Source organism: Solwaraspora sp. WMMD406, assembly GCF_029626025.1.
Lineage (GTDB): Bacteria > Actinomycetota > Actinomycetes > Mycobacteriales > Micromonosporaceae > Micromonospora_E.
In genome coordinates this window covers 5,050,421-5,066,941 of sequence record NZ_JARUBF010000001.1, presented here as the reverse complement: position 1 = coordinate 5,066,941, position 16,521 = coordinate 5,050,421, and the positions used below count along the sequence as shown (strand labels likewise).

The 16,521-nt window shown below is 71.0% G+C and carries 14 protein-coding genes and 1 pseudogene; 6 read left to right on the top strand and 9 right to left on the bottom strand.

Translation table 11 applies throughout. The features are described 5' to 3' along the window. The first annotated feature begins 8 nt into the window (after positions 1 to 8). Both O7632_RS22330 and O7632_RS22325 read left to right on the top strand, forming a co-directional pair. Positions 9 to 1,535, top strand: coding sequence for an alpha-N-arabinofuranosidase (locus O7632_RS22330; protein WP_278120283.1), 1,527 nt, complete (start codon positions 9 to 11; stop codon positions 1,533 to 1,535). Positions 1,536 to 1,857: 322 nt separating this feature from the next. After that, complete coding sequence (locus O7632_RS22325; protein WP_278116927.1) at positions 1,858 to 2,538, top strand: DedA family protein; 681 nt, start codon at positions 1,858 to 1,860, stop codon at positions 2,536 to 2,538. Between the two features lie 103 nt (positions 2,539 to 2,641). Here O7632_RS22325 and O7632_RS22320 read toward each other — a convergent pair whose 3' ends face one another. Together O7632_RS22320 and O7632_RS22315 are read right to left on the bottom strand one after the other, a co-directional pair. Beyond that, complete coding sequence (locus O7632_RS22320; RefSeq protein ID WP_278116926.1) at positions 2,642 to 4,045, bottom strand: cellulase family glycosylhydrolase; 1,404 nt, start codon at positions 4,043 to 4,045, stop codon at positions 2,642 to 2,644. A 294-nt stretch (positions 4,046 to 4,339) separates the two neighbouring features. Then, a complete protein-coding gene (locus O7632_RS22315; protein ID WP_278116923.1) occupies positions 4,340 to 5,563 on the bottom strand; it encodes a hypothetical protein in 1,224 nt (407 codons plus the stop codon). Between the two features lie 136 nt (positions 5,564 to 5,699). Between O7632_RS22315 and O7632_RS22310 the strand changes: the two genes are divergently transcribed. Further along, positions 5,700 to 6,356, top strand: coding sequence for a response regulator transcription factor (locus tag O7632_RS22310; protein WP_278116922.1), 657 nt, complete (start codon positions 5,700 to 5,702; stop codon positions 6,354 to 6,356). Positions 6,357 to 6,433: 77 nt separating this feature from the next. Next, positions 6,434 to 8,083 (top strand): ATP-binding protein, encoded by a 1,650-nt coding sequence (locus O7632_RS22305; RefSeq protein ID WP_278120281.1) that lies wholly within the window; start codon positions 6,434 to 6,436, stop codon positions 8,081 to 8,083. Between the two features lie 1,991 nt (positions 8,084 to 10,074). On the opposite strand, the pseudogene O7632_RS22300 reads toward O7632_RS22305, so the two are convergent. Together O7632_RS22300 and O7632_RS22295 are read right to left on the bottom strand one after the other, a co-directional pair. Then, positions 10,075 to 10,767 (bottom strand): annotated as a pseudogene (locus O7632_RS22300) (tetratricopeptide repeat protein); the annotation flags it as partial. Positions 10,768 to 10,825: 58 nt separating this feature from the next. After that, positions 10,826 to 11,299, bottom strand: coding sequence for a MarR family transcriptional regulator (locus O7632_RS22295; protein WP_278116920.1), 474 nt, complete (start codon positions 11,297 to 11,299; stop codon positions 10,826 to 10,828). A 50-nt stretch (positions 11,300 to 11,349) separates the two neighbouring features. Between O7632_RS22295 and O7632_RS22290 the strand changes: the two genes are divergently transcribed. Both O7632_RS22290 and O7632_RS22285 read left to right on the top strand, forming a co-directional pair. Continuing rightward, a complete protein-coding gene (locus O7632_RS22290) occupies positions 11,350 to 11,871 on the top strand; it encodes a VOC family protein (RefSeq protein ID WP_278116918.1) in 522 nt (173 codons plus the stop codon). Positions 11,872 to 11,903: 32 nt separating this feature from the next. Then, a complete protein-coding gene (locus O7632_RS22285) occupies positions 11,904 to 12,929 on the top strand; it encodes a hypothetical protein (RefSeq protein WP_278116916.1) in 1,026 nt (341 codons plus the stop codon). Between the two features lie 31 nt (positions 12,930 to 12,960). Here O7632_RS22285 and O7632_RS22280 read toward each other — a convergent pair whose 3' ends face one another. The 5 genes from O7632_RS22280 to O7632_RS22260 form a co-directional block, all read right to left on the bottom strand. Continuing rightward, complete coding sequence (locus tag O7632_RS22280; protein WP_278116915.1) at positions 12,961 to 13,488, bottom strand: potassium channel family protein; 528 nt, start codon at positions 13,486 to 13,488, stop codon at positions 12,961 to 12,963. A 155-nt stretch (positions 13,489 to 13,643) separates the two neighbouring features. Beyond that, the gene (locus O7632_RS22275; protein ID WP_278116913.1) at positions 13,644 to 13,823 is read right to left on the bottom strand and encodes a DUF4236 domain-containing protein; all 180 of its coding nucleotides are present in this window, start codon (positions 13,821 to 13,823) and stop codon (positions 13,644 to 13,646) included. Between the two features lie 140 nt (positions 13,824 to 13,963). Then, a complete protein-coding gene (locus O7632_RS22270) occupies positions 13,964 to 14,419 on the bottom strand; it encodes an Rrf2 family transcriptional regulator (RefSeq protein ID WP_278116911.1) in 456 nt (151 codons plus the stop codon). A gap of 34 nt (positions 14,420 to 14,453) precedes the next feature. Beyond that, positions 14,454 to 15,356 (bottom strand): AraC family transcriptional regulator, encoded by a 903-nt coding sequence (locus O7632_RS22265; protein WP_278116910.1) that lies wholly within the window; start codon positions 15,354 to 15,356, stop codon positions 14,454 to 14,456. A 368-nt stretch (positions 15,357 to 15,724) separates the two neighbouring features. Next, positions 15,725 to 16,156 carry an SsgA family sporulation/cell division regulator gene (locus O7632_RS22260; protein WP_278116909.1) on the bottom strand — a complete coding sequence of 144 codons (432 nt, stop codon included), beginning with the start codon at positions 16,154 to 16,156 and terminating at the stop codon, positions 15,725 to 15,727. Between the last annotated feature and the right edge of the window lie 365 nt (positions 16,157 to 16,521).

Sequence of the window (16,521 nt, the reverse complement as noted above, 5' to 3'; positions counted from 1 at the left end):
ACGTCCTGATGGCGGCGGCCGAGCCGGTCACCGCCACGATGCACATCGACCCGGCGTTCGTCGTGGCCCCGGTGCGTCGGCGGACCTTCGGATCGTTCGTCGAACACATGGGCCGCTGCGTCTACACCGGGATCTACGAGCCGGGGCACCCCGAGGCGGACGAGCGCGGACTGCGCCGTGACGTGCTCGACTTGGTCCGGGAACAGGGCGTGACCGTGGTGCGCTACCCCGGCGGCAACTTCGTCTCCGGCTACCGCTGGGAGGACGGGGTCGGGCCGCGTGAGCAGCGGCCGACCCGGCTCGACCCGGCGTGGCACAGCGTCGAGACCAACGAGTTCGGCCTCGACGAGTTCATGACCTGGGCGGAAGTCGCCGGGGTGGAGCCGATGATGGCGGTCAACCTCGGCACCCGGGGTCCGCAGGAAGCCATGGAGCTGCTGGAGTACGCCAACCATCCGGGTGGCACCCGCCTGTCCGACCTGCGCCGCGCGCACGGCCGGGAGAAGCCGTACGGGATCCGGATGTGGTGTCTCGGCAACGAGATGGACGGTCCGTGGCAACTCGGCCATCAGAACGCCGACGAGTACGGGCGCAAAGCGGCCGAGACGGCGCGGGCGATGCGGATGATCGATCCGGATCTGGAACTGGTCGCCTGCGGCAGCTCGGGGCCGGACATGGCGACCTTTGGTTCCTGGGAGGCCACCATCCTGGAGCACACCTACGACCAGGTCGACTTCGTCTCGGCCCACCTCTATCACGAGGAGCTCGACGGGGATCTGGACAGCTTTCTCGCCTCGTCGGTGCAGATGGACAACTTCATCTCGGACATCGTGGCGACCTGCGACCATGTGCGGGCCAAGACTCGTCAGCGCAAGCGGATGAACATCTCGTTCGACGAGTGGAACGTCTGGTACATGCGGGAGTTCCTCCAGCACGGGGTGCCCGGCGAGTGGGTACGGGCACCGGCGTTGAGCGAGGACGACTACACCCTGGCGGACGCGGTGGTGGTCGGTTCGCTGCTGATCACGCTGCTGCGTCGCAGCGATCGGGTGACGGCGGCCTGCCAGGCGCAACTGGTGAACACCATTTCCGGCATCCGGGCCGAAGCGGGTGGACCGGCCTGGCGGCAGACCATCTTCTACCCGTTCGCCTACACGGCTCGGCACGCCCGGGGCGAGGTGCTGCGGGTGGAGTGCCGGGCACCGCTGATGACCACGGCGAAGTACGGCGACGTGCCGATGCTGGACGCGGTGGCCACCCATGACGACGACGCCGACGCGTTGACGGTGTTCGCCGTCAACCGCAGCCGCTCCGAGTCGCTCGCCCTCGGCGTGGACCTGCGGGCGTTCCCCGGTTACCAGCTGGCGGAGCGCTGTGTGTTGACCGATCCGGACGTACGGGCGGCCAACACGTCGGCGCGGCCCGATCGGGTACGGCCCCGGTCGGTGTCCGGTGCGGCGGTGGATCAGGGGCGGCTGGAGGTCGCGTTGCCGCCGGTGTCCTGGTCGATGCTGCGGTTGGCGAAGGCCCGCTGAGCGCCGTACGGGGGGCGTGGGTGGTGCCGCTGCTCGGGAGCCCGACTGTGAAGATGGTGATCGATGTCTCCCTTGACGGTGTCGGTGACGGCGGCGTAACGTTGCGCTTAACCGGTTAAGGGTTCCGGTGTCGCCCCTCTCTGTGGTGGGGAGGATGGGCCCGTGACGCCCGGCGACCAGACGCCGGCCGTCACGGGCACCCCGCCGGCCGGGCGGCGTCGCGCCAACCTGTGCGGTCGGCGGCGTCGCGGTTACCGGTGCGGTCGCCGCCGCGATGCTGTTACGTTCGACGAGTCGCAGCCCCCCGCTGAGTGGGGGCGTCGTGTTGAGTGACTGGCTGGAGAGGCTGCTGTCCCTCGACGGCATGCTGATCTACCTGCTGGTCTGGCTGCTAGTCTTCGCCGAAGACGCGCTCTTCGTCGGCTTCGTCTTCCCCGGCGAGACCGCCGCCATCCTCGGCGGCGTCGCCGCCAGCCTCGGCACCATCTCCCTCGCCGGCATCACCGTGGTCGTGGTCACCGCCGCCGTCGCCGGCGACACCGCCAGCTACCTGATCGGGCGGGCGCTCGGACCCCGGCTGCTGCGGATGCGCTTCCTGCGCAACCGCCAATCATGGGTACGCCGAGCCCAGGACCGACTCGCCGCCCGGGGTGGGATGGCTGTCTTCGTCGGCCGGTTCGTCACCTTTTTCCACGCCGTCATGCCGGCCCTGGCCGGCGCGGCGCACATGCCGTACCGGCGCTTTTTCGTCTACAACGTGGCCGGCGCGCTGATCTGGGGGACCGGCACCGTCGCGATCGGCTACCTCGCCGGTACGTCGTACGCGGCGATCGAGGACGTCGCCGGTCAGGCGGTCGCGGCAGTGATCGCGGTCGTGGTGGTCGTCGGATTCGTCGTCTGGCGGGTACGGGTCGCCCGCCGCGAATGCGGCCCCGGCCGGTGTGACCCGTCGCGGCGTGAGCCGGACGCCGCCGGTCGGCCAGAGTCCGACACCCGGGGGTGAACCGGCGTGAGTCGGGGTGGGCCGGGGCGGAGCGCCCGCGACCCACCGGTGGCCGGGCAACGAGACCGCTGCCCGGCCAGGTCCTGGGCGGCCGTCGGTGGTCCTACAGGGCGGTGCAGTTCACTGTCGGAACGCTGTTGGTGCCGTTCCAGCTGCCGATGAAGCCGAACGTGGTGCTCTGTCCGGCGCCGAGGTTGCCGTTGTAGCTGACGTTGGTAGCCGACACACTCGATCCGGTGCTGGTGACAGTGGCGTTCCACGCCTGGTTGACGGTCTGGCCGTTGGCGAAGGTCCAGCTGACCCGCCAGCCACGCAGCGCCGATCCGCCGGCGGTCACCCGTACGTCACCCTGGAAGCCGCCCTGCCACTGACCGATGACCGAGTACGTGGCGCTGCACGCCCCGGCCGGCGGCGGAGTGGTCGGGGGAGTGGTGGTAGGAGGAGCCGTCGTGGGCGGTGCGGTGGTCGGCGGTGCGGTGGTCGGGGGAGCCGTCGTGGGTGGTGCGGTGGTCGGGGTGACGCCGCTGTAGATGGTCGCCTCCCGGGCCGTCTGCTGGATGCCGTTGGCACCGTTGAACAGCCGTTGGCCCCACGACGTCAGGGCGTTGACGTTGAAATTGGTGACCATGTCGAGGTATTCGACGCCGCCGCTGTTGCCACTCCACGACCAGCCCAGCCAACCGATCCCGTGCTGCTGGGTGTAGGCCAGGATCGAGTCCTCGTCCGGGTTGCCGTCGGAGTGGTTGTGCCCGAACTCGCCGACCACGATCGGCAGGTTCGCCGACCGGAACCGGCCCAGGTAGTCGCTGATCTCGGCGGCGGTGTCGAACACGCCGTACATGTGGATCGAGAAGATCAGATTGCGGGCCGGGTCGGCGTTCCAGACCGACTGCGCGTTGTCGCGCATGGTGAAGGTCCAGTCCTGCCCCCAGTTCGGCGCGTCGACCATGATCGCGTGTTCGAACCCGGCGCCGCGCAGCCGCTGGACCGCGCTGGTGGTGTGGCTGGTCCAGTTCTGGTAGCCGCTGTTGCCGAACGGCTCGTTGCCGATGTTGATGATCACGTAGTTCTCCTGGCCGCGCAGCACGTTGGCCAGGCTGATCCAGTAGTCCGTCGCGGACGCCAGGGTCGCGGCGGCACCTTCCTCGCCGTACCCGGTGGTGTCGTGCACCTCCAGGACGCAGATCAACCGGTTGGCCTTGCACAGCGAGATGACGTTGGCGACGTCGTTGGCGTCGTTGCGGGTCCAGCGGTGGCCGTTGCTCAGCACCACCCGTACCGAGTTGGCACCCAGTGACTTGATGTTGGCGAACGAGCTGGTCTGGCTGGCGTACCAGGTGTGCGCATGGTTGACCCCGCGCAGGACCAGCGGCGTACCGTTCGCTTCGACCAGGCGACCACCGCTGACGTGCAGACCGACGGCAGCGTGCGCCGGTTGGACCAAGACCACGATAGAGGCGAACAGAGCGATGAGCGTCGCGGCCGCGACGCGCAGACGTGTCTTCATGACCTACCTCGGGTAGCGGCCCCATGCCGTGCATGGGGACCTTGACACACCGGCTGACAAGGTCAACTCGATGTCGGTAACTACCCCGGCCCTTCGCGCAGGCATCAGAGTAGACCTGTCTCCGGCGGCTACGCAACCGGTTAAGTTGCTGCTCTGGAAAGCCCTTACCTGCGAGGCCGCTGGCTTCGGATCCCGTCGGTCACCCACGAACGAGACCGGCGCTGACGCCCTCGGCGAGGGCATCAGCGCCGGTGATGGACCGGTCAAGTTGTCGGTCCAGGCGGGGGCCGTGGACTACCGGGTCTCGGCCGCCACCTCGTACAGCCGCTCGGGGCCGACCGCCCCGGCGAGGATCCGCCCGTCGTCGGTGAACAGCACGGTGAACAGGGCGCTGGACAGCACCTGCCCGCTGCCCCAGTCGCCGTCGACCTGCGGCAGATCCCCCAGCATCCGCAGCGCCCCGGCGAGATCGGCCGCGTCCGCCGATTCCGCCGCGTCCGCCGCCGATTCGGCCGCCTCCGCCGCCGACCGGCCGGCCAGCTCCGCAGGCGGGGTCACCACCAGCACCGTCGCCCAACCGTCACCCACGGTCTTCACCGCGTCCTCGCCGGCCCGGCCCTGCGCCCACTCCTCGGTGAGTTCGGCGTCCGGGCCACCCGGCACGCCACCCGGCCGGTGCTTCTCCTTGGATCCAAGGTCGTCGAAGAACTCCGTACCCTCCTCGACCTCGGTACCCGGCGGCGGGTTGAACACGAACTGCTCCGCGTCCGGACGCTCGAAGCTGACCTGCGTGAACGCCGTCTCGATCGCGGCCCGTTCGGCACCGGCGGCGTAGACCGCGAACCGCAGCGGCACGTACTCGGCCGAGTCGATCGCGATCCGGATCTCCCCGACCAGCGACGCCGGGTCACGCGGGGTGAGAATCAGCTCGTACGCGGTGCGTCCGGCGATCTCGGCCGCCCGGCCGACCGTCACCTCGGTGCTCTCGTCGATCGCGGCCAGGGCCTGATCGGCGGCGGCCTGCGGGGTGACGAAGTCCTCCGGGGCCAGATCCTCCGGCGCCGGCCGACCCTCGGCATCCTCGGTGTCCTGCGGCAACACGTGATGGCTGGCCTTGTCCAGTTGACTCGACCAGGTCCACACGTCCCGACCGTTGCGGATCACGTCGGTCTGACCGAGCGTGTTCGCCACGGCGATCCGCGCCTGATCGGGTCCGCTGTACCAGACCCGCACCGTGTTGGTGCCGTCGACGAGGGACGCCAGCCCGCCACCGAACTGGCTGGCCAGGTTGATCGCGGACGGCAGACCCAGCTCGGCGCGGTGCACCACCGTACCGGACATTCCGTCCACCTCGGCGGACTGCAGATCGACCAGAAGCTGCTCGGCGCTGCGGGGCGGCAGCACCGGATCGGCCGACGCCGCGAGTGCGCCGACGGCCGCACCGCCGCCCACGAGTACCGCGGCCGCCGCTGCGGGGACCAGCCAGCGCATCGCCGGCCGGGATGTGAATACCGACATCATCCGTACCTCCTGTGACCATGCTGCCCCGGCCGGGCTGAGAAGGGGCTGAGAGCGCCGGTTCGACCTGTGAACGCGCTCAGCGTGGCGGGTCCGTCGGCACCGTGACATGCCGACCGGGTGGCACCCTTGACCGGTGCGAGTGCTGGTGGTGGAGGACGAGGCCCGGTTGGCCGACGCGTTGCGTCGCGGATTGCAGGAGGAGGGTTTCGTGGTGGACGTGGCCGGCAGCGGTCCGCGCGGACTGGAACTTGCCCGCCACGGCGGCTACGACGCGATGATCCTCGACGTGATGTTGCCCGGGTTGTCCGGCTATCGGGTGGTGCGCCAGCTGCGGGCCGAGCAGAACTGGCTACCGGTGCTCATGTTGTCGGCCAAGGACGGGGAGTACGACCAGGCCGACGGCCTGGACTGCGGCGCCGACGACTACCTGACCAAACCCTTCTCGTACGTGGTGCTGGTGGCCCGGTTGCGGGCCCTGCTGCGGCGCGGCGCCCCGCAGCGGCCGGTGGTGCTCACCGCCGGTGACCTGAGTCTCGACCCGGCCCGCCGGCGGGTCACCCGGGCCGACGCCGAGATCGCCCTGACCGCCCGCGAGTACGCCCTGCTGGAGTACCTGATGCGTCGGGCCGGGGAGGTCGTCTCCAAGATCGAACTGCTGGACCACGTCTGGGAGGCGAGCGTCGAGACCGCCCCGAACGCCGTAGAGGTCTACATCGGCTACCTGCGCCGCAAGATCGGCCGGGAACGCCTGGAGACCGTACGCGGCGCCGGCTACCGGCTCCGCCCGTGACGCGGCATCCCGTTCCGCCCGTGACGCGGCATCCCGTTCCGCCCGTGACCGCGTCGGACCCGGGCGGGTCCGGCTGGATCGCCGCGCCGGCCCGGCTGCTCCGTCGTTTCGGTGCCCGGCTCAGCCTGCGGACCCGGCTGACCGTGATCAGCGTGCTCGGCGTGTCGGCCGGGCTCGCCGCTGGCGCCGTGGGGCTCAGCGTCGCGCTCGCCGTGGCGTTGGATCGCAGCGCGGACGCCGACGCCCGGACCACCGGGGAGGCGATCGCCGAGCTGGTCGCCGCCGACGCGCTGCCCGATCCGTTGCCGGTCGCCGGCAACGAGGTCCGGGTGCAGATCGTCGACGAGCAGGGACGGGTACGGGCGGCATCGATCGGTGCCGACCGGCTCGTCCCGATGCTCTACACCGCCGAACGCGCGCGGCTCGACGACGGCTTCACCCGGATCACGATCCCCGGTGACCGGCTCGGTCTGCGCGGCCCGGTCCGGGTGACCGCGGTCCCGGCCGGCACCGTCGCCGACCCGCAAACCGTGTTGGTGGCCCGCTCGATAGCCGACATCACCCGCAGCGTCACCCTGGTGCGCGTCATCTTGTTGCTCGCGTTTCCGCTGCTGGTCGCCGGGGTCGCCGCGCTGCTGTGGCGGACGATCGGGGCGGCGCTGCGCCCGGTGGAGAAGCTGCGGGCCGGCGCCGAGGAGATCACCGGCGGCGAACAGGCCGGCCACCTGCCGGTCCCGGAAGGCAGTGACGAGATCCAACGCCTGGCCGTCACACTCAACAGCATGCTGGACCGGCTGGAAGCCGGTCGCGCCCGACAGCGGGCGTTCGTCGCCGACGCCGCCCATGAGCTGCGCAGCCCGCTGGCCAGCCTGCGGACGCAACTGGAGGTGGCGCAGCGGCTCGGGCCGCGTACCGACTGGTCGGCGGTGGCCGAGGACCTGCTCGCGGACAGTCACCGTCTGAGCCGGCTGGTCGACGACCTGTTGCTGCTGGCCAGGGCGGATCAGGCCGGGGCACCCGGGGCAGCGACCGGCACCGGTGTGGGCGTGCTCGGACCGGTGGGTCCGATCGAGCTGGGTGAGCTGATCCTGACGGTGACCGCCCGCTATCCGGCGCCGCCGGTACGGGTGGTCGCCCCCGGCCAGCCGCTTTGGACCGCCGGTGACTCCGACGCTTTGGTGCGGGTGCTGGCGAACCTGTTGGACAACGCCGTCCGGCACGCCGACGACGAGGTCGTGGTGGCGGCCCGACCGGGTCCGCCGGGCTGGCACGAGCTGGTGGTGACCGACGACGGCCCGGGGGTGCCGGCAGACGATCGGGAACGGGTCTTCGACCGGTTCACCCGGCTCGACGACGCGCGGGCGCGCGACGCGGGTGGGGCCGGTCTCGGCCTGGCGATCGTCCGGCAACTGGTCCGCCAACACGGCGGTACGGTCGACCTCGCCGACGCCGACGCCGACGCCGACGCCGACGCCGCTGTGGAGCATTCCGCGCCCGGTGCGGCGGCCGGTTCGGCGGCCCGACCGGGGCTACGGGTCCGCGTCCGGCTCCCCGCCGACCTGCTGGCGGACGACACCGAGGACACCGACGACGGCACCGACGACCGCGTGGACGTCGACGATGTCGGGCACGGACCTGACGCGGCCGCCCGCTCCGTTCAGCCGGCGGTCGACGCGGCGCGATCGGTGCAGACCGGGTCGGCCGCCCCGACTAGGTCGGCCGAGTAGACCACCGCCACGGTGAAGCAGTAGTCGGTCGACTGGTCCAGCCCGTAAGCCACGTAGCTGGTCGCCCCCGGGCTCAGCTCCATGAACGCGCGGGGCTGCTGGTCGGCCCGGCCGCCGGAGATCAGCACCGGGCCCTCGGCACCCGGGGGATAGGTCCAGCCCAGCAGGACGCTGTCCCGGTTGTCCCGCAAGCTGACGCCGGTCGGCGGGGTGCCCGGTGGAGCGGGTTCGGGTGTCGGACTGGCCGCCGCGCTCGGCGTCGCGGCCGGGTCGTTCGGTGCCGCCACCGGACCAGGCGGTGTCTCGTCCACCAGACTGACCCCGGCGACCACCGCCGCCGCACCAAGCAGCACGACCACCATGCCAGTGAAGACCAGCATCGGCGCCCGGGGCCGGGGTACGGACGCCGTCGGCCGGTGCACCGGTACCAGTTGGCCGCGTGCTCGCCGTACCGGCAGATGCCGCCGCCGGTCCGGCATGCGACTGATCTCCCGCGGGGGTATCCGCGACAGCGTCCCGGACGAGCCGCCGGGCCGCTCGCCCGCCGTGGTCGCAGGGTGAGTGGAGGCGTCGGACGCGGAACCGTCGCCGCGCGGGTCGCCGTACCATCGGTCGGCCGGGTCGTCGTCGGTGTTCGGGTCGTCACCGGTGTTCGGTTCGTTGACCGGATCGGGCGCGACCCGATGACCGGCCGAGTAGGGACCACGTGGGCTCGGCACGAAGGCGGGTACGCCGGGCGGCGTGCCCTGCGGCCCGGCATCGGCGCGCGACGGTGAATCGGTCGACCACCGTTCGTCAGGCTGCGGCTCGTCGGACCACCGCTCGGCCGGCTGGGACTCGGCAGGTGGCGCGTCGACAGGACCGGCCGCCCCGCTACCGCCCGTCGCGGTGTAGCGGACCGGTCCGAACGGGCTGATCGACCGGCTGTCCGGCGGCGGGCCGTCGGCCGACGAGGACTGTTCGTCGTCGGTCACCGTCAACTCCGGTGGCCACCACGGTTCGTCGAAGAGCCACGTGTCGGCGCCGGTCTCCGACCCCGGGGGTGGTTCGGCACCTCGGGTGTCCGCCGGGAGGCGGGGCGGCGGGATGTTCGCCCGTCCGTTGTCACCGTTGTGGGCGGTGCCGGTCGCGTCGCGGTCGTCGGCGGTGCCGGTCGGGTCGCGGTCGTCGGCGGGGCCGTCGCCGTTGTCGTCCGCCGGGTAGGCCGACGGGGCGGTCAGCGGGTCGGAGACGTCCGGCCATCGCGGGCCGGCCGACGTGCCGGTGTCCCAGGCGTTGGTCGGTTCGGAGTGGTCGGCGGCCAGTCGGGGCGGCGGAACCGTCCCGCCGACGTGCCCGGCCTCGGTTGACCGCTGGAAGTCGTCCGCCGGGCCGGCGTCGTCGCGTCTCGGGTGGGAACGTGGCTCCTCGGCGAGCCAGCCGCTGGGCGACCACACCGGATCGTCGGTGTCGGCGCCGATGGTCTCCCGCTCGATCCAACCCTGGTGGGCCCAGGGATCGTCGGCGCCCCGCTCGGGTGGCGTCCTCGACGGGTCCGGCAGGTCGGGCCAGGGCACCTCGGTCTGCGCCGGAGCCGTGGACGCCGGTTGGGCCGTGGACGCCGGTTGGGCCGTGGGCGTCGAGTGGGCCGCCGGCTCGGACCACAGGTTCGCCGACCATGACGGATCGGTCAGCTCGGTCGGGGCCGGTTGGGGATCGATCCAACCCGGCTCGGCCCACGGCTGGTCGTACCGCTCCCCGGCAGGCTCGTCGGATGCCCAGCCGCCGTCGTCGTCGTCGGACCTGGCGGCGGTCAACTGACCGTCCGCACGTTGGCCGGTGTCGGCGAACCTCTCCTCGGCCGGGGTCCGTTGACCGGGTGCGGCGGTGCCGCCCACCCCGGCTGTCCCCCCAGGGGCGGTGATCGACGCTTCGGTTCCGTCTCCGGTGACCGCGCCGGGATCGTCGTCGGGTCCGCCGGTCGGGTACTGGTCCAGTCCACCGTCGCCGCCGCACTGGTGGCCGGGATCGGCGGATGCCTGCGCCAGTGCCGCGACCTGGCCGACCAGCGGATGGTCGGCGGCTAGCTGGGTACGGCAGAGTTCGACCGCGAGGGCGAGACTGACGTCGGATTCGGTTATACGCCCACAGTCACGCTGCATCGAGCCGAGTCGGGCGAGCATCTTGATCCCGGCCGGATGGCCTTCGCCGTACACCTCGCGGTGTAGCTCCCAGGCGTCCTCCAGCCGGTCGCGGGCGATGTCGCACTGGCCGTGGGCGAATTCGACGGTGGCCAGGTCGGCGTGGGCGGCGAGGACCCGGAGCGACTCCGGACCGTCGATGGCGCAGAGTTCGTCGATCACCTCCCGGTAGAGGTGCGCGGCGCGGGCGTGGCTGCCGACCCGGTGCAGTACGGCGGCGAGCGTGGCGGCCGCCCCGATGGTGCGTTCGTCGGTAGCGCTGTGTAGTCGCTGGTTCGCCGAGTAGGCGTAGGCGGCCCAGGCGCGAGCCGCCGGGGCGTCACCGAGCGCCACCGTCACCCGGGCGAGCAACCCGGCCGCGTCGGCGTGGTCGGCGCTGGCGTGGGCGGGTCGGGGATCGGTGCCGGCCAACGCAGCCGTGAGCAGGTTTCGCGCTGCGGGCAGGTCGCCGACACTGATCAGGCCGTGCGCCTGCGTGGTGATTTCGCCCAGGCCGAGAGACACGTCCCATCGTGCGTGTCCGACGACGGTCTGTACAAGGGTCTGATGTGGGACAGTTTGCTCATGATGGCGGATTGTTACCGTCCAGATGGGCGATGACCACCTCACTGATTCGGCGAAGTTGCTCGATCTGATCCGGGGTGAGTTGGTCGAAAAGGTGTCGACGGACGCCCTCGACGTGTCCCGGCGCGGCGTCGGCGAGCGCGGTGAAACCCGCTTCGGTGAGGACGGCGAACTGGCCGCGTCGGTCCGTGGCGCAGTCCTCGCGCTGGACCCAGCCGGTGGCCTCCAGCCGAGCGACGGCGTGGGAGAGCCGGCTCCGGGACGAGTCGGTGGCCTCGGCGAGTTCGCTCATCCGCAGGGTCCGCTCGGGAGCTTCGGAGAGTCGTACCAGGATCTCGTAGTAGGCGTGCGACAAGCCGGCCTGGCTGTGCAGCTCGCGGTCCAGGGTGGTCATCAGTGACCGGGTGGCGGCGAGAAAGGCGCGCCAGGTGCGTTGTTCGTCGTCGTCGAGCCAGCGGGTCATGACGACCATCATACCCAATTTGGTTGAATGCTCAACTAGTTCGGGCTACGGTGGTGGACATGGGAATCCACCGCCTCAACCACGCCGTACTGTTCGTCTCCCGACTCGACCGCAGCGTCGCGTTCTACCGGGACGTGCTCGACTTCCGGCTCGTCCCGATGACCCCGGACGGCTTCGCCGGTGCCGCCTTCCTGCAGGCTCCCGGCTCCACCAACGACCACGACCTCGGACTGTTCGAGATCGGCGCGCACGCCGCCGCCTCCCCGGCCGGTCGCAGCGCCGTCGGTCTCTACCACCTGGCCTGGGAAGTCGACACGCTCGACGAGCTCGACGCCCTCGCCGCCCGCTTGGCGGAGGCCGGAGCGCTGGCCGGCAGCTCCGACCACGGCACCACCAAGAGCCTCTACGGCAAGGACCCGGACGGCCTGGAGTTCGAGGTCGTCTGGTTGGTGCCGGCCGACCGGCTCGACGAGCAGGCCCTCGCCGCGCGCAAGCGGATCCGCCCACTCGACCTGGCCCGGGAGAAGCAGCGGTACGGCGGCCAGACCCGTGGCGGAGTGGGAGTCTCCGTACCGGTCTGAACCGGCCGGCTCGCGACGGGTAGAACGGTGAGGTGACCACCGACCCGTGCGCCGCCGCGCGCCGCGACCTACTCCTTCGCCACCTGGGCACCTGGCTGTCGACGCTGCACCGCTCCCGCCGGGCCACCTTCGTCCAGGCGTACGCCGGCGCGGACGCGGGCACGGCCGACGCCGCCCTGCGGGTGATCGCCGCATCCGCCGACCTGCCGAGCGGCTGCCACCTGACCGTGGTCACCCTCGCCGGCCCGGCGGACGGCGGCCCGGCGGCCGGGCGCGATCCGCTCGACCTGGCGACCCGGCTCGGTGCCGCCCAGGCGGCGCTGCCGGCCGGGGTGTCGGTGCACCTGCTGCCCGGTGGCGCCCAGCGGATCCCGGTGGCTCTCGCCGCCGCGTCAGCGGCTCGGGCACCGCTGTTCGTATACCTCGACCATGTTGCCGAGCAGGTGCCCGACCCGACCGTGTGGCGGGCGATGGCCGCCGGGCACCCCACCGAGATCCTGCTCCTGAGCACCGCCGGTGCGCGCGGTGCCGGTGGCCCGAGTAGCGCACCGGACGCGAGCGAACTTCCACTGGTCACGATGGTCGATCTGGTACCAGGCAGCGACCCGGCTGGCGGGCTGGTACCAGGCATCGACCCGGCTGGCGGGCCGGGCCCGGACACGGCGCTCGGGCTGTTCTTCGCCACCACCTCGGGCAAGCGGATCGAGGCGGTCAAGGACGCGATCTGGTCGGTGGCGGCCGGCAACGGCATGACGCTGCGGGATCCGCGCCTCACCGGCGGTCCGTCGACGCAGGATCCGCCGCCGGGCTCGATGACCGACCGGTCCGGATCGCTGCCGGAGACGCTGCTGGCGCGGCTCACCCGAACCGGGCCGCTGACCGTCGCCGAGCTGCGGCGGTTCGCGGTCACCGAGACGATCCATCGGGCCGCCGACGCCAACCGGGCCGTGGCCGAGTTGCTCGCCGCCGGTGCGGCCCGCCGCCGGCCCGAGCACGGCAGACTTGGCGGGGACGTGACGATAGAACCAGCGGTGACGCCGGCGATCGATACGCCGTGACGCGCCACTCCTACGGCTGCCCGCTACCGGGTCACGTCGGGCGCCGCGCCGCCGCCCGTTCAGTCCAGCGCTTGACCAGCAACGACGCTCCGGTGGCGAGCACGCCGACGCTGAACACCATCTGCAGACAGACTGCCGCGCGGGCGAGTTGGCCTTGGGCGTGCACGTCGCCGTACCCGACGGTGGTGAGGGTGCCGATCGCGAAGTACAGCGCGTCGGTCTTGGTGGTCATGTTGACGAACTGGCCCGGGTCGCTGAACGAGATGACCAGGTCGGCGAGGGCGAAGACGATGACCCCGCTGACGATCGCGATGGCCAGCCGGGTCAGCCGCACGTCGGCCGGATCGGCGGTGAGCTGCCGGCGAACCTGGGCCAGCACCATCGCGGCCACCACGAGCACGCCGACACCGGTGATCGCCGCGCGGACCAAGCGGTGGACGCCGGTGACGCCCGGCTCGATCGGCACCAGGTAGTAGATGACGACGACCAGTACGCAGATGACGGTGGTGCGGATGATCTCGGCTCGGGCTACCCGGCTGGGTCTGGCGATGTCGGACATGGACATGATTCTCTACCGATGAATAGCAATACAGTGTTATTACAGTGTGGGTATCGTGGTGCGCCGTGGACCCTGCCAGCGGCCGGACCCATGCATGCAAGAAGCCGTCGGACACCTGGCAGTGTCCGACGGCCGTGATCCCGGCACAAGCGATCTCAGCTCCGGGACTTGTCCTGCTTCCAGGAGAACGGCCCGGGCAGGTCGACGCGATGGGCCCGAGCTCGAGAGTTCCAGGACCATTTGCCGATCCTGATCGTCCACGAGGAGAACCCGTTCTCGGTGAAGTTCAACACCAACGGGCCGAACTTCTTACGCTTGCGGAACATCAGACCCATGGCCGTGGCTCCCTCTCTCCCTCAGCCGTCGTACGAGTGGCTCGTCAATTCCCGAGTCGCACGATCGGTAAACCTGGTGACCCGCATGCCGCCTCCAGGGTGGACGGGGTGTGCGCGACCCGGCGGGAGCGGGACCGAGGTCAGCGTGATTCCCACGCGTCCGGCTTGAGGGTCAACTTGCGGACGTGGGCCGGCATCCGTCCGCTGAGCACCTCGGCGAGGCTGACCTCGTCGACCACCTCGCGTACGGCGGCCCGGACGGCGATCCACAACCGGGGCAGGTTCTCGGCCGCGCCGTCGTACCGGGTCTCCTCCGGACGCAGCCCACGCACCCCCGCCAGCGGTCCGTCCACGGCACGCAGAACGGCACCGATGGTGATGTCCCGAGGCGGCTGCGCCAGCGTGTAACCGCCCTCGGCGCCCCGCTGGGCCCGGACCACTCCGCCGCGACGCAGGTCCGCCAACACCGCCTCCAGGAACTTGCGGGGCATGTTCTGCTCGGCCGCCACCGCCTGGGTGGACATCAGCGTCGGGTAGGCAGCGGCCAGTATCAGCGCTGCCCGTACGGCGTAGTCGCCACGCGCGGAGATCTGCACCTGCCCATCATGCCGGTTGCCGGGACCGGTCGGGTCATCGGTGGCCGGACCGGGTCGGCCCCAGGCCAGGCCCGCCACCCGGCAAACCGATGGGGCGAGCGGGCGGGGCGGCGTCGCGTCGACCGGATTGCCGTACGCCGGCCCGGAACGCCCCCGGGCTACGGCCGACCTCCCGCTGGAAGAACCGGCCGAAGTTCGTCGGCTCCGGGAAGCCGAGCCGCTGGCCGACCTCGGCGACCGGGAGGTCGGTTGCGGCCAGCAGCCGCTTCGCCTGCAGCGCGACCCGATCGTCGATGACCTGCTTGGCGGTGCGTCCGGTGACACCCAGGCTGGCTCGGGTGACGGTCCGCACGGCACACCCCAGTCGCTCGGCGTACTCCTCGACCCGTCGGGTACGGGCGTGGTCGCGCTCGACCTCCTGCTGGAAACGACGGAAGGTGTCCAGCCGGGAGGGGAGTCCGGGACCCTCCTCGGGTTCGCCGGCGGCCGGCGCGGCCGGCTGGCCGACTCCAGCCGAGGCGGGGACACCGTCGCCGGGATCGCCGGGAAGCAGCGCGATCCGCAGCAGCAGCACCCGGAGCTGATGTTCCAGCAGCGAGGTGACCAACGGCGTTCGGCGGGGTCGCTGGCTGTCCACCACGAGTTGACTGATCTCGTTGATGATCGCGTCCTCGTCCTCACCGACGAGTTGCCAGTGGGCGCGGCCGAGCGTGGCTGTCTCGTCGATCAGATCTGGGGTCCACCGCACCAGTACGGCGTCGAGACCGGCCTGACCACCGCGTCGGACCACCTGGCCGGCGTGCGCGCGCAACAAGGTTCCGGGCCGGCACGGGTACGTCACGAAGTCGATCTCGTGCGAGCCATGTCCGGCGGTGACCAGGAGGAGCTCGTCATGGGTGATCAGCTCCGGCTTTCGGAACTCTACTGCCGTGGACATGTCACGTAGAGTGGTTGCCCTGATCGTTGGTTCTCCCAGCCGGGGTGCCGCGTCCGGTGCCGCCATATCGCGCTGATCAGGATCAACCATCGATTCGACGGTAACCTCCGGACGCCAACTCCGCATCCGGTACGCGACCGCCGTACGCGTGACGCCCGGCGGGACCGTGGTGGTCGGACCGCCACCAGCGGCGGGAGTACGGCGCATCGCCGTACTCCCGTCACGCGAAACGGTCCTGAACCATCCCGTTCGGGCGAGATCCGGCCGTTTCGTTCGTGGCCCGCCGCGCGGTGCGGCGGAGCCGGTCCGTCGTACGGTGCGGAGCTTATCCGTCGTACGGTGCGGAGCTTATGGTGCGAGAGCCCCGATCAACGTCCGGCGAGCAGCCGGCTGACGGCGGCGTCGACGTCCAGGTGATCGGATTCCCGTCCACGTGGCACGACGACGTAGGTGCGGCGTAGGAATCGGACCAGCACACTGCGGGGCACCTCGAAGAGCGCGTTGCCGTCCGGCGAACTCAGCGCGAGCGCGACGAAGTCGCCTCGGGGAGTGGCCCACGGCCAGACCCGCACGTCGCCGATACCGGCTGGTTCGTCCAGTCCGGTGACCAGCAACTCTCGCGCGAAGGACCAGCTGACCGCTTCGCCGCCAGCGGATTCCGCGTGGAAGAGCACGTGTACGGCGTACGGATCGGTTGGTTCGTAGCGCAGGCTGGCCCGTACCGGCAGCGCGGTAGCGTCCGGCGCGATGAGTCGCAGTGACGTCTCGACCTCGACGGTCGTTGGTCGGATGACACTCATGGACGTTCTCCCCCCGGCACCGCTGCGGGACGCCTGCCCCGCTTTCCCCATACTCAGGTTCTGTTCGTAATCACGCTCAGTCATACGCTGATCTCACCCAGTAGAGGGAAGCGGTTCCGGGAGTGCACCAATCCAACTTGTTTGAGTTGCTTGTCCGGTTCTGCTTGGGTATCTGGATGTGCCCGGCGTCGGGTGGTTCAGACGTCGACCCACTCCGGTAACGTCCAGTGGTGCCCTTGGGTGACGGGGCGAGCGACAATGAGGGGCAAAATGGCCACAAATCCCTCCTCCTCTAAGCGGATGACCCAGAATTCAGCGCAGGGTCACACGCCGTACGAACCTGACGGCGAGGCTGTCGGGATCGG

Bases quoted from the DNA above. Each gene is read 5' to 3' on its own strand.
- O7632_RS22330 (WP_278120283.1), top strand. From the start codon at position 9: ATGGCGGCGGCCGAGCCGGTCACCGCCACGATGCACATCGACCCGGCG.
- O7632_RS22320 (WP_278116926.1), bottom strand. From the start codon at position 4,045: ATGAAGACACGTCTGCGCGTCGCGGCCGCGACGCTCATCGCTCTGTTC.
- O7632_RS22315 (WP_278116923.1), bottom strand. From the start codon at position 5,563: ATGTCGGTATTCACATCCCGGCCGGCGATGCGCTGGCTGGTCCCCGCA.
- O7632_RS22295 (WP_278116920.1), bottom strand. From the start codon at position 11,299: ATGGTCGTCATGACCCGCTGGCTCGACGACGACGAACAACGCACCTGG.
- O7632_RS22290 (WP_278116918.1), top strand. From the start codon at position 11,350: ATGGGAATCCACCGCCTCAACCACGCCGTACTGTTCGTCTCCCGACTC.
- O7632_RS22280 (WP_278116915.1), bottom strand. From the start codon at position 13,488: ATGTCCGACATCGCCAGACCCAGCCGGGTAGCCCGAGCCGAGATCATC.
- O7632_RS22275 (WP_278116913.1), bottom strand. From the start codon at position 13,823: ATGGGTCTGATGTTCCGCAAGCGTAAGAAGTTCGGCCCGTTGGTGTTG.
- O7632_RS22265 (WP_278116910.1), bottom strand. From the start codon at position 15,356: ATGTCCACGGCAGTAGAGTTCCGAAAGCCGGAGCTGATCACCCATGAC.
- O7632_RS22260 (WP_278116909.1), bottom strand. From the start codon at position 16,156: ATGAGTGTCATCCGACCAACGACCGTCGAGGTCGAGACGTCACTGCGA.